The sequence below is a fragment of the Streptomyces sp. NPDC046860 genome, from assembly GCF_040645115.1.
In the GTDB taxonomy this organism is placed as follows: domain Bacteria; phylum Actinomycetota; class Actinomycetes; order Streptomycetales; family Streptomycetaceae; genus Streptomyces.
In genome coordinates, this window is sequence record NZ_JBEYXQ010000016.1 from 15,611 (window position 1) to 36,015 (window position 20,405).

Below are 20,405 nucleotides of genomic sequence, written 5' to 3' on the forward strand. Positions count from 1 at the left end.
CCGCCCCGCGCGGCTCAGCAGACCGGAGAACCCGATGGACATATCGACGACCACCCACGCACCCCCCTCCGCCCCGCGGCCCGGCGCCGACGCGCGGCGGACCGCCCGCGGCGTGACCCGCCCCGGCGACCGGATCTTCCTGGCCCTCTCGCGCGGCTCGGGCATCCTGCTGCTGGTGATCATGGCCGCGATCGCGGTCTTCCTCACCTACCGCGCCTGCCTGGCGATCAGCGCCGACGACGGCAACTTCCTGACCACCTTCGAGTGGAACACCAACACCGACCCGCCGGTCTTCGGCATCGCGGTGCTGGCCTTCGGCACGGTCGTCTCCTCGGTGGTGGCCATGGCGCTGGCGCTGCCGGTCGCGGTCGCCATCGCGCTGTTCCTCACCCACTACGCCCCGCGCCGGCTCAGCGGCCCGATCGCCTACGTGATCGACCTGCTCGCCGCCGTGCCCTCGATCGTCTACGGCCTGTGGGGCGCCCTGATCCTGGTCCCGCACATGCAGGGCCTGTACGGCTGGCTGGACCGGTACCTCGGCTGGACCGGGATCTTCGCCTGGAACGGCGGCGCCCCGCGCGCGATGCTCACCGTCGGCATCCTGCTGGCGATCATGATCCTGCCGATCATCACCAACGTGAGCCGCGAGGTCTTCCGCCAGGTGCCCCGGACGCACGAGGAGGCCGCGCTGGCCCTGGGCGCCACCCGCTGGGAGGTCGTCCGCATGGCGGTGCTGCCCTTCGGGCGCTCCGGAGTCATCTCGGCCGCGATGCTCGGCCTCGGCCGCGCCCTCGGCGAGACGATGGCCGTGGCCACCGTGCTCTCCCCGAGCTACGACATCCAGGCCAGCCTGCTCGACCCCGGCGGCGGCACCTTCGCCCAGAACATCGCCTCCAAGTTCGGTGAGGCGTCCGTGCAGGGCCGGGACGCGCTGATCGCCTCCGGTCTGGTCCTGTTCGTCATCACCCTGCTGGTCAACGGCGCGGCCCGCGCGATCATCGCCCGCCGCAAGGAGTACTCGGGGGCCAACGCATGAGCACCGCACTGAATCCCCGCGACGGCGCCGGTGTGCGGCGCGGCGCCGGGCTGCCGAAGTGGTCCCTTTGGGCCGTCGCGGCCGGGTCGCTCGCCCTGGCCGCGGGCATCGGACTGGTGGCCGGACTCACCAGCCACGTGCAGTGGGGCCTGATCGCCGCGCTGCTGTTCGTCCTCGGCACCTACGTGGCCGCCGCCCGCGCGGAGGGCCGCCGACAGGCCAAGGACCGGGTCGCCACCGCGCTGGTCTGGGTGGCGTTCCTGCTGGCCGTCGTTCCGCTGGTGTCGCTGGTCTGGACGACCGTCTCGCGCGGTGTGAAGGTCCTCGACGGCTACTTCCTCAGCCACTCCATGGGCCTGGTCGCCGACTCCGAGCCCGGCGGCGGCATCTACCACGCCATCCTCGGCAGCCTGGAGCAGGTCGGCCTCGCCACCGCCATCGGCGCCCCCGTCGGTGTGCTCACCGCGATCTACCTGGTGGAGTACGGCCGGGGCCGGCTCGCCCTGGCGGTGACCTTCTTCGTCGACGTGATGACGGGCATCCCGTCCATCGTCGCGGGCCTGTTCATCCTCAGCCTGATGCTGATCCTCGACCTCCAGCCCTTCGGGTTCGCCGGTTCGCTGGCCCTGGCGATCCTGATGATGCCGGTGGTGGTGCGCTCCACCGAGGAGATGCTGAAGCTGGTCCCGAACGAACTGCGCGAGGCGTCCCTGGCGCTCGGCATCCCGAAGTGGCGGACCATCCTCAAGGTGGTCCTGCCGACCTCGCTCGGCGGCATCACGACCGGCGTCATGCTGGCCGTCGCCCGGATCGCGGGCGAGACCGCGCCGGTGCTGCTGCTGGTGTTCGGCAACCCCTTCATCAACGCCAACCCCTTCGAGGGCGCCCAGGCGTCGCTGCCGCTGTACATCTACCAGCAGTACGCGCAGAGCGCGGGCGCGGGCGCGGCCTACGACCGTGCCTGGGCCGCCTCGCTGACGCTGATCGCGTTCGTGATGATCCTCAACCTGGTGGCCCGCGGCATCGCCCGCTGGAAGGCCCCCAGGACCGGTCGCTGACCGCGGCCCCCCTCAGTGACCGACTGGAAGTAGTGAAGCAATGGCCAAGCGAATCGATGTGAGCGGACTCACCGCCTTCTACGGCGCCCACAAGGCGATCGAGGACATCTCGATGACCGTGGAGCCGCGTTCGGTGACGGCGTTCATCGGCCCCTCCGGCTGCGGCAAGTCGACGTTCCTGCGCACCCTGAACCGGATGCACGAGGTGACCCCCGGCGGCCGGGTCGAGGGCAAGGTGCTGCTGGACGACGAGGACCTGTACGGCAGCGGCGTCGACCCGGTGTCGGTGCGGCGCGAGGTCGGCATGGTGTTCCAGCGCCCGAACCCGTTCCCCACCATGTCGATCTTCGAGAACGTGGCGGCGGGCCTGCGCCTGAACGGCGGGTACCGCAAGAGCGAGCTGGACGACGTGGTGGAGAGGTCGCTGCGCGGCGCCAACCTGTGGAACGAGGTCAAGGACCGGCTGAACAAGCCCGGCTCCGGCCTCTCCGGCGGCCAGCAGCAGCGGCTGTGCATCGCGCGGGCCATCGCCGTGGAGCCCCGGGTGCTGCTGATGGACGAGCCCTGCTCCGCGCTCGACCCGATCTCCACCCTCGCGATCGAGGACCTGATCGGCGAGCTGAAGGAACGCTTCACGATCGTCATCGTGACGCACAACATGCAGCAGGCGGCGCGCGTCTCGGACCGTACGGCCTTCTTCAACCTGGCCGGGGTGGGGCAGCCGGGCCGGCTGGTGGAGATCGACGACACCGAGCGGATCTTCGCCAACCCGTCGGTGCAGGCCACGGAGGACTACATCTCGGGCCGCTTCGGCTGAGCCGGTGAGAGCCCCTCGCGGTGTTGCGTGGCGGTGCCGCCGCGAGGAAACGAGAAGGGCCCGCTCCCGGTGTTCCGGGGGCGGGCCCTTGCTCCGTCGGGCGGCCGGGGCCTACAGCACGGCCAGGTTGACCAGCTCGAAGGCGCCCGCCGCGACCAGTGCGGCGGCCGGCATGGTGATGAACCAGCCGAGCACGATGTTCTTGGCCACGCCCCAGCGGACCGCGTTGACCCGCTTGGTCGCGCCCACACCCATGATCGCCGAGGTGATGACGTGGGTGGTGGAGATCGGCGCCTTGAACAGGAACGCCGTGGTGAACATGATCGACGCGCCGGTCGCCTCGGCGGCGAAGCCCTGCGGCGGGTCCAGCTCGATGATCTTGCGGCCCAGGGTGCGCATGATGCGCCAGCCGCCGGCGTAGGTGCCGAGCGACAGCATCAGCGCGCAGGAGATCTTGACCCAGACCGGGATCGGGTCGCCGAAGGTCTCGTTGCCGGAGATCACCAGGGCGAGCACCACGACACCCATGGTCTTCTGCGCGTCCTGGAGACCGTGGCCGAGCGCCATGCCAGCGGCCGAAACCGTCTGGGCTATGCGGAACCCGCGCTTGGCCTTGTGCGGGTTGGCCTTGCGGAAGATCCACAGGATGGCCGTCATCACCAGGTAGCCGCCGATCAGACCGACGACCGGGGAGAGGAACATCGGGATGACGATCTTCTCGACGACGCCGCTCCACAGCACGTCGATGCCGCCCGCCAGCGCCGCGCCCACCATGCCGCCGAACAGCGCGTGGGAGGAGGACGAGGGCAGGCCGAAGTACCAGGTGGCGAGGTTCCAGACGATCGCGCCGATCAGCGCGGCGAAGAGGATGCCCATCCCCCTGGAGCCGTGCGGGGTCTCGATCAGGCCCTCGGAGACGGTCTTGGCGACACCGGAGCCGAGGAAGGCGCCGGCGAGGTTCATCACGGCCGCCATGGCCAGCGCGGCGCGCGGGGTGAGCGCGCGCGTCGACACCGAGGTGGCGATGGCGTTGGCGGAGTCGTGGAAGCCGTTCGTGTACGTGAAGATGAGCGCGACCCCGACGGTCACGATCAGAGCGAAGGTGTCCATCGACGCCTCAGGACTCCTTGACGGCGATGGTCTCCACCGTGTTCGCCACGTGCTCGAACGCGTCCGCCGCCTCCTCGAGCACGTCCACGACCTGCTTGAGCTTCAGCACCTCGATGGCGTCGTACTTGCCGTTGAAGAGCTGGGCGAGCAGCTTGCGGTGGATCTGGTCGGCCTGGTTCTCGAGCCGGTTGACCTCGATCCAGTACTCGGTGAGGTTGGACATGGTGCGCAGGTTCGGCATGGCCTCCGCCGTCAGCACCGCGGCCCGGGCCAGCACCTCGATCTGCTGCTCGACGCCCTTCGGCAGCTCCTCGATGTTGTAGAGGACGACGAGATCGACGGCCTCCTCCATGAAGTCCATGATGTCGTCGAGCGACGAGGCGAGGTTGTAGATGTCCTCGCGGTCGAACGGCGTGATGAAGGAGGAGTTCAGCTGGTGGAAGATCGCGTGCGTGGCGTCGTCACCGGCGTGTTCCGCGGCCCGCATACGCTCTGCGATCTCGGCTCGGGCGGAGGAGTCCGCCCCGAGCAGTTCCATCAGGAGCTTCGAGCCGGTGACGATGTTGTCCGCGGACGCGGCGAACATGTCGTAGAAGCTCGTCTCCCTGGGGGTCAGACGAAAGCGCACGTGTGGTCCTCGGGATGCTTTGGTTTCGGTCAGGCTGATGCTAGGCGCATCATCCGGCCACGGCTATCGGGCCATCCCCCAGTGTCGCCCATCGGGCACAGTGCTCGGCACGGGGGACCTTCGACCGGTCCGCTACCCCGCGAAGTTCGTTACGATATACCCACCAGGGGTATCTGTCCCCGCCCGTCCCGAGATGGAGGCCCGCGATGACGACGACCGAGGCCGGCGCCACGCACGGTTACCACCACCAGAAGGACGAGCACCTCAAGCGGCTGCGCCGGATCGAGGGCCAGATCCGGGGGCTCCAGCGCATGGTGGAGGAGGACACGTACTGCATCGACGTACTCACGCAGGTCTCCGCGTCCACCAAGGCCCTGCAGTCCTTCGCGCTGCAGCTGCTGGAGGAGCACCTGCGGCACTGCGTCGCGGACGCGGCCCTCAAGGGCGGCGACGAGATCGACGCGAAGGTGGACGAGGCGACGAAGGCGATCGGGCGCCTGCTGCGCACCTGAGGCCCAGGCGCGGTGGCCTAGGCGGCCGCCGCGCGCTCCTCGGTGACCCGGAGCACCTCGTCTATGCTCGCCAGGCTCAGCCGGTCCTCGGCGGCCGAGGCGGCGATGATCAGCTCGCCGCACAGTTCTATCTCGGCGAGGGCCACGTGGTCCTGCACCGCCGTACCGCCGACCGGAGCCACGCGCGTCACCTCATTCTGGTCTTCCCTGCCGGTACCGGCTTCCTAGAGTAGGGATCGCGCCACTCGCCGCGCATGGCACGGACGGGCTAGTCCACGCGTGACGGCACGGACTAGTCGGCCGGGACCCCCTCGCCCTCCGCGATCCGGCCCGCGTAGATGTCCGCCGGGCGGGGCAGCTCCACCTCGACCCGGGTGCCGAAACCGTGCAGCAGGGTGGTGGAGGCGACGGCCACGGCCGCGGCCTCAGGGCCGTTGACGAAGCTGAAGCTCTGGCGGAGCTTGCGGACGCGGCCCTCGTCGTCGAGATACGCGTCGAACGGGACCTCGGCGGTGGCGAACCCTTTCGCCGCCGCCGCGAGCGGGCCCCGGTTGTCCGCCGAGGCCGCGCGGGCCGCGCTCGCCAGGTCGGCGGTGCCCCGGTAGTGCCGTACGGAGGTGCCGCCGACGGTCGTGCGGCCCACGAGGACCGCCGTACGCGTCCCGCGCAGCACCTCGGCCGCCGCGTACGGGTCGGTCGCGCCGCCGGTGACCAGATTGCCGTCGGCGACCGTCGCCGTCTCCACCCGGACCCATTTGTCGGCGGGCACGCCCGCGCCCCGGTTCTTCATGAACAGGGCGCCGGGCGCGAGGAGTTCGGTGATGGGCCGGTGTTCCGGGGTGCCGGTGGGGTCGGCCGGGAGCACGACGGTCAGCCGGCCGACGCGGCGCCCGAAGTCGTAGACGCCCTCGCCCCGGATGGTGACCCGGGTGCCGCCCGTCGCCATCTCCATGGAGGTGGCGGCCCGGGCACCGCCGGCCGCGCGCAGGGTGTCGGCGGCCTGCCGGAGCACGGCCACCGGCTCGCCGCCCGCGCCGCTCACCCCCTCGGCGGCGACCCCGCTGCCGGAACACCCCGAGGCGCCCGCCCCGAGCCCGACCGTGAGTCCCATGATCCCCACCGCGACGCCCGTCCTGCCCGCGCGCGTGTGCCGCCGCCCATCCATGGCCCGCCTAACCCCCAGCCGGTTATGTCCGTCACTGGCCCCCTGTCCTTCCGGTTAACGACGGGTAGGGAGTGCCGTCACGCGCCGTCCGGTCCCTGGGGGAGGCGGGAGGGGCTCCGTACGCGCCCCGGCGCGCGGCCGGTAGCGTGGCGCCGTGGCGTCGCAGGAGGGCCCCGAGGGGGCGCGGGAACACCGTACGGAGACGGCCGAGCAGGGGCGTTTCTGCGTGGCCCGGTGCAGTTGCGGCTGGCGCGGGCCCGCGCGGCGGGCGCGCAGCCAGGCGCGGACGGACGCGGAGGGGCACCTCGGGGACGTCTGAACGCCCCGGCGCACGCCCCCGGAGCCCGGTCCGCGCGCTCAGCGGGGTCCGAGGCGCCCGGTGAGCGCGTCGAGCAGGTCCCGGTCGCGGGCGTGGGTCAGCCGGACGCGGGCCGCGGCGAGCGGCAGCCACAGCACGCGGTCCACCTCGGAATTGGGCGCGAACGCCCCGGAGACGGCTTCCGCGGCCCAGTACCGCACCTCCTTGGGGCGTCCGTCGACCGGGTACCGCAGCGTCGGCAGCTCCGCCCCCGTAGCGGCCGCGTAGCCGGTCTCCTCCCGGACCTCCCGCACCGCCGCCGCGAGCGCGCTCTCACCGCGCTTGAGCTTGCCCTTGGGATGCGACCAGTCGTCGTAGCGCGGGCGGTGCACCAGACACACCTCCAGGGCGCCGGTGCCGGGGGCGCGGCGCCACAGGACGCAGCCGGCGGCGCGGACGGTCGTGCGGAGCGCGTCGGGGCCTGTGGGCACGGGATGCTCCTTCAGGGGGTCAGGGGGTGTGCTGCCAGGTCTGCTGGAAGGCGAACCGCGCCGCCTCCACCTCGTGGCGCTGGTCGGCGTGGAGCACGCCGAGGGCGTAGGCGGTGGCCGGGGTGATGCGGGGGGTGCGGGCCGCCTGGGCGGCCTCGGCGGCGGCCTCCGAGGCGTCGCGGTGCCGGGTCAGGGCCTCGGCGGCCGGGCGCAGACGCGGGTCGGCGGGGGCGGCGCCGGGGATCTCGCCCGCGTAGCGGTGCAGGCGCAGAAGCAGGCGGACCTGGTGCCAGGGGCCGTCCTGGGGGTGCGGGGCGGGGTCGGGGGAGAGGCCGTGGACCAGGGCCTGCGCGTTGTAGGGGTCCCCGGCGGTCACCAGGGGGAGGGCGGCCACGGCGCCCGCCAGGCGCTCCGCCGCGGCGTCGGCCTGCGGGCCCAGACCGGTGGCGGAGGCGGCCGGGGTGAGCGGGACGTCGCTGGCGAGCAGCGCGACCCGGTCGGCCACCGCGTGGAAGCGGGCGGAGCCCAGCGCATCCAGCGCGGCGGAGTGGGCGCGGGTACGGGTCAGGGTGAGCCTGCGCTCCAGCAGGGCGCCCGCCTTGGCCGCGCCCACGGTGAGGCTGCCGCGCTCGGCGCCGGGGGAGGGGGCACCCGCGCGGGCGGGACCGGCGTGCGCCACGGCCCGCACCGCCAGCGGAGCGGGCCCCGACAGGCGGTGCAGCGCGAGCAACAGCCGGTCCAGCCGCGCCTCCTGGGAGTGCTCCTGCGCCAGCGTGCCCGACACCCAGGCGAGTTCGGGACGCAGGGCGTCGGCCCAGGCGGGGTCGAGCAGCGCGCGGAAGGTGTGCAGGGCGGCGCTGATCCGGCGGGCCGAGCGGCGCAGGGCGCGGCCCGCGTCGCCGGCACCCTCCGCGCCACTCGGCCCGTTCCCGGTCTCCCGGTGCGAGCGGAGCGCCCGCAGGAACTCCGTCGCCTGCGACCGGAGGTACCCGGCCAGGTCGTCCCCGGTGGGGGCCGGGACCTGGCCCGGGCGGGACCGGTCAGGGTGTTGTGCTGCCACGCCGGCGCCTCCGGGCGTCAATGAGCATCTCCTGGATGTTGCGCAGGGGGTGTCCGTCGGCGTCGGCCGCGTGCCGGGTCCACTCGCCGTCGGGGCCCAGGTGCCAGGAGGCGGTGGTGTCGGACATGCCGTTGTCCAGCAGGCGGTTGAGGGTCGCCCGGTGGCTGGGGTCGGTGACGCGGACCAGGGCCTCGATCCGGCGGTCGAGGTTGCGGTGCATCATGTCGGCGCTGCCGAACCAGACTTCGGGCTCGCCGCCGTTGCCGAAGGCGAAGACGCGGGAGTGCTCCAGGAACCGGCCGAGGATGGAACGGACCCGGATGTTCTCCGAGAGCCCCTCGACACCGGGCCGCACCGCGCAGATGCCGCGCACCCAGACGTCCACCGGCACGCCGGCCTGGGAGGCCCGGTAGCAGGCGTCGATGACGGCCTCGTCGACCATGGAGTTGACCTTGATCTTGACGAAGGCCGGGCGGCCCGCGCGGTGGTGCTGGATCTCCTTGTCGATCCGCGATATCAGGCCGTCCCGCAGGGACTTGGGGGCGACCAGCAGGCGGCGGTAGGTCTCGCGGCGGGAGTATCCGGAGAGCCGGTTGAAGAGGTCGGAGAGGTCGGCGCCGACCTGCGGGTCGGCGGTGAGCAGGCCGAGGTCCTCGTACAGCCGGGCCGTCTTCGGGTGGTAGTTGCCGGTGCCGACGTGGCTGTAGCGGCGCAGGGTGTCGCCCTCCTGGCGGACCACCAGCGACAGCTTGCAGTGGGTCTTCAGGCCGACCAGGCCGTAGACGACGTGGCAGCCGGCCTCCTCCAGCTTGCGCGCCCACTTGATGTTGGCGTGCTCGTCGAAGCGGGCCTTGATCTCGACCAGGACGAGGACCTGCTTGCCGGACTCGGCGGCGTCGATCAGGGCGTCCACTATCGGGGAGTCGCCGGAGGTGCGGTACAGCGTCTGCTTGATCGCCAGCACGTCCGGGTCCTGCGCGGCCTGCTCCAGGAACGCCTGCACGGAGGTGGAGAAGGAGTCGTAGGGGTGGTGCAGCAGCACGTCCCGCTGGCGCAGCGCCGCGAAGATGTCGGGCGCGGAGGCGGACTCCACCTCGGAGAGGTCGCGGTGGGTGCCCGCGACGAACTTGCGGTACTTCAGCTCCGGGCGGTCCAGGCTGTGGATGCGGAACAGGCCGGTGAGGTCGAGCGGCCCGGGCAGCGGGTAGACCTCGGCCTCGGAGATCTTCAGCTCGCGCACCAGGAGGTCCAGCACCTCGCGGTCGATGTCCTCCTCGACCTCCAGGCGCACCGGGGGCCCGAAGCGACGCCGCATGAGTTCCTTCTCCAGCGCCTGGAGCAGGTTCTCCGCGTCGTCCTCCTCGACCTCCAGGTCCTCGTTGCGGGTGAGCCGGAAGGCGTGGTGCTCCAGCACCTCCATGCCGGGGAACAGCTCCTCCAGGTGCGCCCCGATCACGTCCTCCAGCGGGACGAACCGGCCGGGGCTGCTCTCCAGGAAGCGGGACAGCAGCGGGGGCACCTTCACCCGGGCGAAGTGCTTGTGGCCGCTGACCGGGTTGCGCACGACGACGGCCAGGTTCAGCGAGAGGCCGGAGATGTACGGGAAGGGGTGCGCGGGGTCCACGGCGAGCGGGGTCAGCACCGGGAAGATCTGGTGCCGGAACAGCGTGAACAGGCGGGCCTGCTCCTTGTCGGTCAGCTCGCTCCAGCGGACCAGGTGGATGCCCTCCTCCGCGAGCGCGGGGGCGACGTCCTCGTGGTAGCAGGCGGCGTGCCGCGCCATCAGCTCGCGCGAGCGGGACCAGATCATCTCCAGCACCTCGCGGGGCTGGAGACCGGAGGCGGAGCGGGTGGCGACGCCGGTGGCGATACGCCGCTTCAGGCCGGCGACCCGGACCATGAAGAACTCGTCCAGGTTGCTGGCGAAGATGGCCAGGAAGTTGGCGCGCTCCAGCAGCGGGGTGGTGGGGTCCTCGGCCAGCTCCAGCACGCGCTCGTTGAAGGCGAGCCAGCTGCGCTCCCGGTCCAGGAAGCGGCCCTGCGGCAGCGGGGCGCCGTCGGTGGCCCGCTCCTCGTACACGTCCAGATCGGCGTCGAGATCGGGTTCCAGGTCGGAGACGGCCGCCGCGACGGTGTGCGGGCGGTGGGCGGCGATGGAGCCCACGGGGGGCTGCGGCCGCACGGAGGTGTCGGCGGACGGGTGGGCCGGTACCTGGGCTTCTCGCTGGCTCATGAACCCATTCTTCCGCGCCAGGGGCGTTACGGCAGCGTCTGTTTTCAAGTGATCCGCCGGAACGCGCGCACCGCCTCCGGCCCCTTCGGGGCGCGGCTCGGAGCGGGGGTCCACGGGTTCCATCGCCCGAGGGTCGCAAGCGCTTCTGAATCAAGGGTTACGAGCACATGACGTGCGGGAAATCCGGGGGCGGCCCGCAGGGGACCGCCCCGGACGGTCAGCCGGTACGGCGGCGCAGCACCGCGAAGGAGGCGGCGGTGAGCAGCGCGGTCACGACCAGCAGGACCGCGCTGGTGGTGAGCTGGAGGGGCCAGTAGTGGGAGGCGGGGTGGAAGGTCACGTAGAAGTCGGTGCCGCCGTGCTGCTCGTAGATCCGCCGGCAGACGTCCATGCTTCTCGCGTGGCACTCCGGGGTGGGGATGTGCGCTCCGGTGCGGGTGACCACGCCGTGGGACAGCTCGACCCCGGTGTACAGGCCGCGGTAACCGTCCTGGAACCGCGAGACCTCGGTCACGGGTGTCCAGAGGTGGGGCATCAGCCAGTGGGCGGCGGTGAACAGCAGCGCGGTGAGTACGAGGGAGATACCGAGGGCGGGCAGGACGCGGCGCACCACCAGCCCCGTGAGGACCCCTGTCGCCAGCGCGGCCAGGCACAGGGTGACGATGACGGGGCCGTTTCCGTAGAAGGCTCGCAGCTGCCACCAGCGGTCGGCGACGCCGACCCGGCCGTCGGCCACCGACCAGGCGTACCGGTGCAGGGCCACCAGACAGGCCGCGCCCACGGCCACCGGGGCCCCCGCGGCGGCCAGCCGGGACGCCAGCCAGCGGGCGGGGGTGGCCGCCTGAGTCCAGGCCAGTGACGCGGTGCCGGACTCCATGTCCCGGCCGGTCAGCGAGGCGCCCGCCCACCCCGCCACCAGGAACGGCAGCCCCAGCAGGATCTGGCCCAGCAGGTTGGACACGTGCAGGTAGCGCATGAAGGCGCTGTCATCGGCGTCGCACGAGGCCGCACGGCACGTGTCGTACAGCCGCCAGGCGCGTGCCGCCTCGTCCGTCAGCGGCCCCGCCAGCCACAGCAGCAGCCCGATGCCCACGACCACCAGCGCCGCCCACACGATCAGCGCCCACCGGTGCAGGCGGAACGTCCAGCGGGCGGAGGCGGAAAGAGTGCTCACGCGGCGTACTCCTCGGTCGTGCTGAGCGCCGGGGCCCCGGGGCTGCGCAGGTGGGCGAGGACCAGGTCCTCCAGGGTGGGGGTCTCGGTGCTCCAGTCGCCCCGGACCGGACCCGCCGGCCGGATCAGCGCGGAGAGCTGCCGTCCGGTGGTGCGGGACTCGACCACCGTGTGCGCGGCCAGACCCTCGGTCTCGGTGGACCCGGCGACGCGCAGGTGGGCGCCGAGCAGGTCGTCGATGTCTCCGGCCAGCCGCACCCGGCCGGAGCCGACGAGCAGCAGGTGGTCGCAGGACTCCTCCACCTCGGCGACGACGTGGGAGGACATCGCGATGGTGGTGCCGTGCTCGGCGGCCGTGCCCATGAGCACGCCCATCAGGTCGTGCCGGGCCAGCGGGTCGAGGTCGGCCATCGGCTCGTCCAGCAGCAGCAGTTCGGGCCGCTTGCCGAGCGCGAGGGCGAGCGCGACGCGGGTGCGCTGGCCGCCGGAGAGGGACCGTATCCGGGTGCCGGGGTCCAGGTCGCCCGCGGCGATGATGCGCTCCGCGCCGGCCGCGTCCCAGCGGCCCGGGTTGAGGTCGGCGCCCATGCGCAGCGTCTCCGCGACCGTGAGCTGCGGGTACAGCGGCTTGGCCTGGGCGACGTAGCCCACGCGGGGCCGGGCTTCGGCGGGTGTCACACCGAGGACGTGCAACTCACCCTCAGACGGCTGGAGAAGGCCCGCCGCGATGGCGAACAGGGTGCTCTTCCCAGCCCCGTTGGGCCCCACCACGGCACACACGCGCCCGGCGGGCAGCCGGAACGCGCAGTCGCGCAGCGCCCAGTCGCCCCGCCGTCCGTACCGTCTGCCGAGGCCGACCGCCTCGATCGCGGTGTCGCTCATGAACGTTCTCCCTGGAAGCTCTTGTCGAGTACGGCCGTGAAGAGGGCCGCCATGTCGTCCCGGTCCCAGCCGGCCCCGACCGCGCGCCCCGCCCACTCCTCCAGCTCGGCCCGCAGCGGCGAGTCGGCCGGGGCGGCGCCGAGGGAGCGGCGGACGAAGGTGCCGAGGCCGCGCCGCGCCTCCACCAGTCCCTCCCGCTCCAGCTCGCGGTACGCCTTCAGGACGGTGTTGGGGTTGATGGCGGTGGCCTCCACGACCTCGCGGGCCGTGGGCAACTGGTCGCCGGGGCGCAGCAGTCCGAGGCGCAGGGCCTGCTTGGTCTGCTGGACGATCTGGACGTAGGTGGCGACCCCGCTGTGCCGGTCGATGCGGTATTCGACCACGCGCTGAACCACCCTTTCACTAATTGAGTAGTGGAAGGGTGGTGCAGAAGAGGGGCGCCCGTCAAGTCCGGACGCCCCTCAACTCATCGCTGCTCAGGGAAGGTTCACGTCTCCGTGCGGTACATCAGGTCTGTCTCGTGGGTGGTGAAGCCCAGGCGTTCGTAGACCGAGACCGCCGCCTTGTTGTCCGCGTCGACGTAGAGCATCGCGGCCGGCAGGCCCTGGCCGGCCAGGTGGCGCAGGCCGATCGTGGTGAGGGCCTTGCCGAGGCCGCCGCCCTGGCGGCCGGGGCGCACCCCGAGGACGTACACCTCGCCGAGGCCCTCCTCGGCGTGCGTCTTGGTCCAGTGGAAACCGATCAGCTCGCCGTCCTGCTCGGCCAGGAAGAACCCGGCCGGATCGAACCAGCCCGCGGCCTCCCGGTCGTCCAGGTCGCGCCGGGTCAGCGAACCCTGCTCCGGGTGGTGGGCGAACGCGGCGGCGTTGACCGCGAGCCACGCCTCCTCGTCCCGGCCCGGCTCGAAGGCCCGTACCGTCACGCCCTGGGGCAGTACCGGGTCGGGCAGTTCGAGGCCGGTCAACGGCCTTCGCATCTGCCGGAGTTCACGGAACAGGGTCAGCCCGAGCACCTGCGCGAGATGCCGGGCCGCGGGGTGCCCGCCGTGCGCCCACACCCGCAGCCGCTTGCCGGAGGCGGCCAGGAGCGCGGTGCCCAGCGCCCGCCCGTGCCCGCGGCCCCGGTGCGCGGGACGCACCACCAGCTCGGCGGCGGGGGCCTCCACCGGGTCGGTGTCCTCCAGTTGCGCGTAGCCGACCAGGTCGTCCCCGGCGTACAGCAGCAGATGGGAGACGCCCGGGCGGGCGCCGCCGCGCAGCTGCAGCCGGCCCTGCTCGGACACCGGCTGCTGGCCGTCCTCGCGGGCGGCCTCGGCGAGGAGGGCGAGCACGGCCTCGGCCTGGCCCGGCGTGAGTGCGGCGTGCGTCTCGATGGAGCGGGCGGGGAAGGACCGTACGGAGTCGTCGCTGCTCATGCGTACGAGGGTACGGCGCGAGCGCGCGGCGCCGGGTGCTTGGGAATACCGTTTCCGCCCGGCGGGGTCCAGCGGGGAGAATGCGGGGCATGGGACATCTGGAGGCCGCGCACATCGAGTACTACCTGCCGGACGGGCGGGCGCTGCTCGGTGATGTGTCGTTCCGCGTCGGCGAGGGCTCGGCCGTCGCGCTGGTCGGGCCGAACGGCGCGGGCAAGACGACGCTGCTCAGGATCATCGCGGGCGAACTCGACGCGCACGGCGGCAAGGTGAGCGTCAGCGGCGGACTCGGGGTGATGCCCCAGTTCGTCGGCGGCGTCCGGGACGAGTCGACCGTCCGCGACCTGCTCGTCTCCGTCGCCCCGCGGCGCATCCGCACGGCCGCGAAGGCGGTCGACGAGGCCGAGCACGCGATCATGACCGTGGACGACGAGGCCGCGCAGATGGCGTACGCCCAGGCCCTCTCCGACTGGGCCGAGGCCCAGGGGTACGAGGCGGAGACCCTGTGGGACATGTGCACCACGGCGGCCCTCGGCATCCCCTACGACCAGGCCCAGTGGCGCCAGGTGAACACCCTCTCCGGCGGTGAGCAGAAGCGGCTGGTGCTGGAGTACTTCTTCCGGGGCCAGGACGAGGTGCTGCTGCTGGACGAGCCGGACAACTACCTGGACGTGCCCGGCAAGCGCTGGCTGGAGGAGCAGATCCGGGCCACCCGCAAGACGGTCCTGTTCATCTCGCACGACCGCGAGCTGCTCGCCCGCTCGGCCGAGCGGATCGTCAGCGTGGAGCCCGCCGAGGGCGGCGCCGACGTCTGGACGCACGGCGGCGGCTTCGCCACCTACCACGAGGCCCGCCGCGAGCGCTTCGCCCGCTTCGAGGAGCTGCGCAGGCGCTGGTCGGAGAAGCACGCCCAGCTCAAGAAGCTGGTGGTCACCCTCCAGCAGGCGGCCTCGGTCAGCCACGAGATGGCCTCGCGGTACGCGGCCGCCCAGACCCGGCTGCGCAAGTTCGAGGAGGCCGGACCGCCTCCCGAGCCGCCCAAGGAGCAGGACATCCGGATGCGGCTGCGCGGCGGCCGTACCGGTGTGCGCGCCATCACCTGCGAGGGCCTGGAGCTGACCGGCCTGATGAAGCCGTTCGACCTGGAGGTCTTCTACGGCGAGCGGGTCGCGGTGCTCGGCTCCAACGGCTCCGGCAAGTCGCACTTCCTGCGCCTGCTGGCCGGGACCGGGGTCGCGCACACCGGGCTGTGGAAGCTCGGCGCCCGCGTGGTGCCGGGCCACTTCGCGCAGACCCACGCCCACCCCGAGCTGGTCGGCCGGACCCTGCTGGACATCCTGTGGTCCGAGCACTCCCAGTCCCGCGGCCCGGCCATGTCCATCCTGCGCCGCTACGGCCTGGACCGGCAGGCCGAGCAGAACTTCGAGCGGCTCTCCGGCGGCCAGCAGGCCCGCCTCCAGATCCTGCTGCTGGAGCTCGCCGGGACCACCGCCCTGCTGCTGGACGAGCCCACCGACAACCTCGACCTGGAGAGCGCCGAGGCCCTCCAGGAGGCGCTGGAGGCGTACGAGGGGACCGTGCTGGCGGTCACCCACGACCGCTGGTTCGCCCGCTCCTTCGACCGCTACCTGGTCTTCGGCTCCGACGGCCGGGTCCGCGAGACCCCGGAACCGGTGTGGGACGAGCGCCGGGTGGAGCGCGCCCGCTAGTACTCCTGGTCCGCCGGGGGTGGCGTCGGTGCCCCCGGCAGCCGGACGGTGGCGACCGTGCCGCCGTCCGGGGCGCGGTCGAGGCTCACCTCGCCACCCGCCTGCTGCACCGTACGGGCCACGATCGACAGGCCGAGGCCCGAGCCGGGCAGCGCGCGGGCGCTGGGGGAGCGCCAGAACCGGTCGAAGACGTAGGGGAGTTCCTCGGCCGGGATGCCCGGACCGCGGTCGCGCACGGTCAGCACGCCGTCGGTCAGCCGCACCTCGACCGTGCCGCCCTCGGGGCTGAACTTCACCGCGTTGTCCAGGATGTTGACCACCGCGCGCTCCAGCGCGGAAGGCTCCGCCCGGACGAACCAGGGCTCCAGGTGCGCCGTGATCGTCAGCTCGGGCCCGCGCAGCCGCGCCCGCCGCAGCGCCTCCTCGACGGTCTCCTGGAACGAGAACACCTGCACGCGCTCCCCGCGCTGCCCCTCGGAGCGGGACAGCTCCTGCAGGTCGCCGATGAGCGCGGCCAGTTCGGTCATCTGCGCCTTCACCGAGGCCAGCAGCGCCTTGCGGTCGGCGGCCGGGATCGGCCGGCCGGTCTCCTCGCTGCGGGTCAGCAGCTCGATGTTGGTGCGCAGCGAGGTGAGCGGGGTGCGCAGCTCGTGCCCGGCGTCCGCGATGAGCTGCTGCTGGAGGTCGCGGGACCCGGCCAGCGCGGTCGTCATCGAGTTGAAGGACCTCGAGAGCCGGGCCACCTCGTCGTCGCTGTCCTCGGCCACCGGGATGCGGACCGCCAGGTCCTCGGTGCGGGCCACGTGCTCGACCGCCTCGGTCAGCTTGTCCACGGGCCGCAGGCCCGCCCGCGCCACCGCGAGCCCGGCCGCGCCCGCGCCCACGACCCCGATCCCGGAGACCAGCAGCAGGATCAGCGCGAGGTCGCTCAGCGTCCGCTGGGTGTCCTTCAGGGAGAACGCCACCATGACGGCGACCTCCGGGTAGGCCTGCGAGCCGGGCGTCCCGCCCACGGGCACGGCGCTGGTCATCACGCGTACGTCGTCCCCGTCGGTGTCCACCCCGTCGCGCAGGGTGCGCCGGCCGAGGGTGGCGTTGCGCGCGGCGGCCACGTCCGCCGGGGTGAGCTTCACCGTGCCCTCCGAGTACGGGGTGACACAGGTGCGGCCCTCGGCGGTCACGATCTGGAGGTAGAGGAAGGAGGGCGGGCCCTCGTCCGCTCCCGGGGACTGCGGGCAGGTCAGCAGCAGGGTGGTCACCTGGTCGGGGCTGAGCGGCCGGCCGAGGCTCTGCAGGCGCTCGTCCATCTCGCTGTAGAGCTTGCCCTGCACGATGAACCAGCAGGTCACCGACACCGCGGCCACCGCGAAGGCGACGGCCGCCGCGACCAGCATCGCCAGCCTCGCCCGGATCGGCAGCGCCCGGTAGCGGCGCATCAGCCGCCTCACTCGGCGCCGCCCTGCCGCAGGACGTACCCCACGCCCCGGACGGTGTGCACGAGCCGGGGCTCGCCGCCCGCCTCGGTCTTGCGGCGCAGGTACATCACGTACACGTCGAGGGAGTTGGAGGAGGGTTCGAAGTCGAAGCCCCACACCGCCTTGAGGATCTGCTCCCGGGTCAGCACCTGGCGCGGGTGCGCCAGGAACATCTCCAGCAGCGTGAACTCCGTGCGGGTCAGCTCCACCGGCCGGCCGCCCCGGGTGACCTCGCGGGTGGCGAGGTTCATCCGCAGGTCGCCGAAGGTGAGCGCCTCGTCCTCGCGGGCCTCGGCCGACACGCCCCCGGCGTAGGAGCTGCGCCGCAGCAGGGCCCTGATGCGGGCGAACAGCTCGTCCAGCTCGAAGGGCTTGACCAGATAGTCGTCGGCCCCGGCGTCCAGTCCCGTCACCCGGTCCCCGACCGTGTCACGGGCCGTCAGCATCAGGATGGGGGTGAGGTCCCCGGTGCTCCGGATGCGGCGGGCGGCCGTCAGGCCGTCCATGCGGGGCATCTGGATGTCCAGGACGACCAGGTCGGGCCGGTAGTCCCCGGCCTGCTCCAGCGCGTCCGCCCCGTCGACGGCGACCCTCGTGTCGTACCCCTCGAAGGCGAGGCTGCGTTCCAGGGCCTCGCGTACGGCCGGTTCGTCGTCGACGATCAGGATGCGCTGGGGATCACGGTCGCCTTCGGCGGGGCTCATCGCTCGCGGTTCCTCGTGGGTGCGGTGGGGCGTGGACGGGGCGGTTCTTCAGCCTGCCACGTTTCGGCGCCGCCGCGGCCGAAGCCGGGGTCGGACCCCGGTGGAAGCCGGGTGGTCAGACCCCGGCCGGGGTCAACCGGGTCAGGGCGGTGAGCCGGTTCAGCGGCACCTTGCGGCGGTGCGGGCGGGCGGCGGAGGTGCGCAGGCCCATGAGCTGGGGCGCGGGGGTGGCCAGTTCGGGCAGGCGGCGGCGGGGGTCGGGGGTGTGCAGCTCGTGCGCCACCTCGAGGGCGACGGCGACGTTCGCCGGTCCGGAGACAGGGGCCTGGTGCGAGACGTTCTTGATCATGACGTTCTCCCTGCTGCTCGGTGCTGCGCTGTGCCGTGGGGGTACGTGCTGTCAGCCGGTGGAACCCGACCGCAGCTTCGCCAGGTCGGCCTTGACGGTGTCGACCGGGATGGCGAAGCCGAGCCCGATGCTGCCCGCGTCGGAGGACGAGGAAGCCTGCGAACCCGAGGAGTACATGGCGGAGTTGATCCCGATGACCCGGCCGGAGGCGTCGATGAGGGCGCCGCCGGAGTTGCCGGGGTTGAGCGAGGCGTCGGTCTGGATGGCCTTGTAGGTGGTGGTGGAGGAGCCGGGGTCCCCGTTGAACTCACGGCCGCCGAACCGGAACGGCCACTGTTCGTCGCCGCCCTGTCCCTGGCCGCTCTGCCCCTCGTCGGTGGAGACGGTCACGTCCCGGTCGAGCGCCGAGACGATCCCGCTGGTCACGGTGGAGGTCAGCCCCTCGGGGGAGCCGATCGCCACGACCGTGTCGCCGACCTGGACGCCGGAGGAGGTGCCGAGCGGCGCCGCCTTCAGCCCCGAGGCGCCGTCGATCTTCAGCAGCGCCAGGTCCTTGGAGCTGTCGGTGCCGACGACCCGGGCGGTGCGGCTGGTGCCGTCGCTGGTGCGCACCTTCACCGAGGAGGCGCCGGAGACGACGTGGTTGTTGGTGATGATCTCGCCCCCGCTGGAGACGATGACGCCGGAGCCGGTGGAGGAGCCGGTCGCCAGGGACGCGTTGACCTCGACGACACTCGGGGTGAGCGCGGCGGCGATGTTCGCCACGTCGCCCTTCTTCCCGGCCGCGACCACCGGGGTGGCCGTGTCGGTGGTGGTGCTGTCGTCGCCGGTGAGCTGCTGGAAGGCGTAGGCGGTGCCTCCGCCGACCGCGGCCGCGACCAGCGCGACCGCCGCGAGCAGCGTGACCGGACCACTGGGCCGCTTGCCTCCCCGCCGGGACCCGGTCCCCGCCGCGTGGGCGGGTGCGTGGGCCGGCGGGGGCGGCCATGCGGGGTGCACGCCGGCCGCGCGGGGGGCCGCGTACTGCTGAGCGGGAGTCCCCTGCGGGTGCTCGTACTCGTGGCCGCCGCTGCGGCGCGTGCTCTCGGTCATACGAGGAGCATGTCCCGCGACCATGAGAGCTTCCTGAGCCCTGGCTGAGAAGCCGGGCAGAACCTGGTTCGGTTCCGATGAGACGCCGGACGAACGGGGGGTGACCTGCGGTTCAGCCCGCGCAGCCGCAGCTCTGGCGGACCTGGAGACGGGAGGGGAAGGTCTTCAGCCGCTCGCGTCTGGAGCCGACGACACGCAGGCCGTCGTCCAGCACGAGGTCCACCGCCGCACGGGCCATCGCCGGGCGGTCGGAGGCCACGGTGGTCAGCGGCGGGTCGGCGAGCCCCGCCTCCTTGATGTCGTCGAACCCGGCCACCGCCAGCTCGCCCGGCACGTCGATCCGCAGCTCGCGGGCGGCCCGGAGCACGCCGATGGCCTGGTCGTCGGTGGAGCAGAAGATCGCGGGCGGCCGCCGGGGCCCGGCCAGGATCTCCAGCGCGACCCGGTAGGCGTCGTAGCGGTTGTACGCGGCCTCGAAGAGCCGGCCCTCGGTCGTCAGGCCCGCCTCGGACATCGCCCGGCGCCAGCCCTCGACGTGGTCGGAGACCGGGTCGCCCACGGCCGGGGTGTCGGCGGTGCCGCCCATGCAGGCCACGTAGTCGTGGCCGTGCTCCAGCAGGTGGCGGACGGCGAGCTGGGCGCCGCCGAGGTCGTCGGTGACGACGGCGACGTCGTCGATGGCCTCCGGGCGCTCGTGCAGCAGCACCACGCGGGCGTCCCACGCCTCGATCTCGGCGGCGGCCTGGTCGTTCAGCGCGTGCGAGACGAGGATGAGCCCGGAGACCCGCATGCCGAGGAAGGCCCGCAGATAGTGGACCTCGCGCTCGGCGATGTAGTCGGTGTTGCCGACCAGGACCATCTTCCCGCGCTCGGAGGCGGCCTGTTCGACCGCGTGCGCCATCTCCCCGAAGAAGGGCTGGCGGGCGTCCGGGATGATGAGCCCTATCAGGTCGGTGCGCCGCGAGGCCATCGCCTGGGCCACCCGGTCCGGGCGGTACCCCAGCTCCTGGATGGCCGCGAGGACACGCTCGCGCGTGGCCGGGGCGACCGGCCGGGGTCCGTTGTTGATGACATAGCTGACCACGGCGGTGGAGGTCCCCGCCAGCCGTGCCACATCATCCCGAGTCACCTTCGCCACGCGCGGAGTCTACGCGGATCGACCCGCTCTGGGCAGGGCATTCGTGGCGCGGACCGCGGGC

At 72.7% G+C, this 20,405-nt stretch carries 22 protein-coding genes; 6 read left to right on the forward strand and 16 right to left on the reverse strand.

The window, feature by feature from the left end:
• Nucleotides 1-34 precede the first annotated feature (34 nt).
• The 3 genes from pstC to pstB are packed head-to-tail and all read left to right on the forward strand — an operon-like array spanning nt 35 to nt 2,911.
• Complete coding sequence (gene pstC / locus ABZ898_RS21850; protein WP_361661308.1) at nt 35-1,036, forward strand: phosphate ABC transporter permease subunit PstC; 1,002 nt, start codon at nt 35-37, stop codon at nt 1,034-1,036.
• Nucleotides 1,033-2,094 carry a phosphate ABC transporter permease PstA gene (gene pstA / locus ABZ898_RS21855; protein WP_361661311.1) on the forward strand — a complete coding sequence of 354 codons (1,062 nt, stop codon included), beginning with the start codon at nt 1,033-1,035 and terminating at the stop codon, nt 2,092-2,094. Before pstC ends, pstA begins: the two co-directional genes overlap by 4 nt.
• A gap of 40 nt (nt 2,095-2,134) precedes the next feature.
• Nucleotides 2,135-2,911, forward strand: a complete 777-nt coding sequence (gene pstB / locus ABZ898_RS21860) for a phosphate ABC transporter ATP-binding protein PstB (protein WP_361661313.1) — start codon at nt 2,135-2,137, stop codon at nt 2,909-2,911.
• A 111-nt stretch (nt 2,912-3,022) separates the two neighbouring features.
• Here the strand turns inward: pstB and ABZ898_RS21865 are convergent, their stop codons facing one another.
• Together ABZ898_RS21865 and ABZ898_RS21870 are read right to left on the reverse strand one after the other, a co-directional pair.
• Nucleotides 3,023-4,021, reverse strand: coding sequence for an inorganic phosphate transporter (locus tag ABZ898_RS21865; RefSeq protein WP_361661316.1), 999 nt, complete (start codon nt 4,019-4,021; stop codon nt 3,023-3,025).
• 7 nt (nt 4,022-4,028) lie between these two features.
• Nucleotides 4,029-4,649, reverse strand: coding sequence for a DUF47 family protein (locus ABZ898_RS21870; RefSeq protein WP_030804247.1), 621 nt, complete (start codon nt 4,647-4,649; stop codon nt 4,029-4,031).
• Nucleotides 4,650-4,855: 206 nt separating this feature from the next.
• Here ABZ898_RS21870 and ABZ898_RS21875 point away from each other — a divergent pair, with 206 nt between their 5' ends.
• A complete protein-coding gene (locus ABZ898_RS21875) occupies nt 4,856-5,161 on the forward strand; it encodes a metal-sensitive transcriptional regulator (RefSeq protein WP_361661319.1) in 306 nt (101 codons plus the stop codon).
• 17 nt (nt 5,162-5,178) lie between these two features.
• Here ABZ898_RS21875 and ABZ898_RS21880 read toward each other — a convergent pair whose 3' ends face one another.
• Together ABZ898_RS21880 and ABZ898_RS21885 are read right to left on the reverse strand one after the other, a co-directional pair.
• Nucleotides 5,179-5,343, reverse strand: a complete 165-nt coding sequence (locus ABZ898_RS21880) for a hypothetical protein (protein WP_165425657.1) — start codon at nt 5,341-5,343, stop codon at nt 5,179-5,181.
• A 110-nt stretch (nt 5,344-5,453) separates the two neighbouring features.
• A complete protein-coding gene (locus ABZ898_RS21885; protein WP_361661322.1) occupies nt 5,454-6,326 on the reverse strand; it encodes a hypothetical protein in 873 nt (290 codons plus the stop codon).
• A 154-nt stretch (nt 6,327-6,480) separates the two neighbouring features.
• Between ABZ898_RS21885 and ABZ898_RS21890 the strand changes: the two genes are divergently transcribed.
• The gene (locus ABZ898_RS21890; protein ID WP_361661325.1) at nt 6,481-6,645 is read left to right on the forward strand and encodes a hypothetical protein; all 165 of its coding nucleotides are present in this window, start codon (nt 6,481-6,483) and stop codon (nt 6,643-6,645) included.
• A 38-nt stretch (nt 6,646-6,683) separates the two neighbouring features.
• Here ABZ898_RS21890 and ABZ898_RS21895 read toward each other — a convergent pair whose 3' ends face one another.
• From ABZ898_RS21895 to mshD, 7 genes are all read right to left on the reverse strand, one after another.
• Nucleotides 6,684-7,115 carry an NUDIX hydrolase gene (locus ABZ898_RS21895; RefSeq protein ID WP_361661327.1) on the reverse strand — a complete coding sequence of 144 codons (432 nt, stop codon included), beginning with the start codon at nt 7,113-7,115 and terminating at the stop codon, nt 6,684-6,686.
• A gap of 19 nt (nt 7,116-7,134) precedes the next feature.
• Nucleotides 7,135-8,175, reverse strand: coding sequence for a CHAD domain-containing protein (locus tag ABZ898_RS21900; RefSeq protein WP_361661330.1), 1,041 nt, complete (start codon nt 8,173-8,175; stop codon nt 7,135-7,137).
• The gene (locus tag ABZ898_RS21905; RefSeq protein WP_361661333.1) at nt 8,156-10,408 is read right to left on the reverse strand and encodes an RNA degradosome polyphosphate kinase; all 2,253 of its coding nucleotides are present in this window, start codon (nt 10,406-10,408) and stop codon (nt 8,156-8,158) included. Before ABZ898_RS21905 ends, ABZ898_RS21900 begins: the two co-directional genes overlap by 20 nt.
• A gap of 217 nt (nt 10,409-10,625) precedes the next feature.
• Entirely contained in the window at nt 10,626-11,582 is a 957-nt protein-coding gene (locus ABZ898_RS21910; protein ID WP_361661336.1) for an ABC transporter permease, read from the reverse strand.
• Nucleotides 11,579-12,463, reverse strand: a complete 885-nt coding sequence (locus ABZ898_RS21915; RefSeq protein ID WP_361661339.1) for an ABC transporter ATP-binding protein — start codon at nt 12,461-12,463, stop codon at nt 11,579-11,581. Before ABZ898_RS21915 ends, ABZ898_RS21910 begins: the two co-directional genes overlap by 4 nt.
• Nucleotides 12,460-12,846 (reverse strand): GntR family transcriptional regulator, encoded by a 387-nt coding sequence (locus tag ABZ898_RS21920; protein ID WP_361661341.1) that lies wholly within the window; start codon nt 12,844-12,846, stop codon nt 12,460-12,462. Before ABZ898_RS21920 ends, ABZ898_RS21915 begins: the two co-directional genes overlap by 4 nt.
• 104 nt (nt 12,847-12,950) lie before the next feature.
• Nucleotides 12,951-13,877, reverse strand: coding sequence for a mycothiol synthase (gene mshD, locus ABZ898_RS21925; protein ID WP_361661344.1), 927 nt, complete (start codon nt 13,875-13,877; stop codon nt 12,951-12,953).
• Nucleotides 13,878-13,966: 89 nt separating this feature from the next.
• On the opposite strand from mshD, the gene ABZ898_RS21930 reads away from it, so the two are divergent.
• Complete coding sequence (locus ABZ898_RS21930; protein ID WP_361661347.1) at nt 13,967-15,586, forward strand: ATP-binding cassette domain-containing protein; 1,620 nt, start codon at nt 13,967-13,969, stop codon at nt 15,584-15,586.
• On the opposite strand, the gene ABZ898_RS21935 is transcribed toward ABZ898_RS21930, so the two are convergent.
• The 5 genes from ABZ898_RS21935 to ABZ898_RS21955 all read right to left on the reverse strand — a co-directional run bounded on the left by ABZ898_RS21935 (nt 15,583) and on the right by ABZ898_RS21955 (nt 20,344).
• Entirely contained in the window at nt 15,583-17,022 is a 1,440-nt protein-coding gene (locus tag ABZ898_RS21935) for a HAMP domain-containing sensor histidine kinase (protein WP_361661350.1), read from the reverse strand. The genes ABZ898_RS21930 and ABZ898_RS21935 overlap by 4 nt on opposite strands.
• 8 nt (nt 17,023-17,030) lie before the next feature.
• Complete coding sequence (locus ABZ898_RS21940; protein WP_361661353.1) at nt 17,031-17,765, reverse strand: response regulator transcription factor; 735 nt, start codon at nt 17,763-17,765, stop codon at nt 17,031-17,033.
• A 115-nt stretch (nt 17,766-17,880) separates the two neighbouring features.
• Nucleotides 17,881-18,114 carry a hypothetical protein gene (locus ABZ898_RS21945; RefSeq protein ID WP_361661356.1) on the reverse strand — a complete coding sequence of 78 codons (234 nt, stop codon included), beginning with the start codon at nt 18,112-18,114 and terminating at the stop codon, nt 17,881-17,883.
• Between the two features lie 51 nt (nt 18,115-18,165).
• Nucleotides 18,166-19,206, reverse strand: a complete 1,041-nt coding sequence (locus ABZ898_RS21950) for a trypsin-like peptidase domain-containing protein (protein WP_361661359.1) — start codon at nt 19,204-19,206, stop codon at nt 18,166-18,168.
• A gap of 112 nt (nt 19,207-19,318) precedes the next feature.
• Entirely contained in the window at nt 19,319-20,344 is a 1,026-nt protein-coding gene (locus ABZ898_RS21955) for a LacI family DNA-binding transcriptional regulator (RefSeq protein WP_361661362.1), read from the reverse strand.
• Nucleotides 20,345-20,405: the final 61 nt, after the last annotated feature.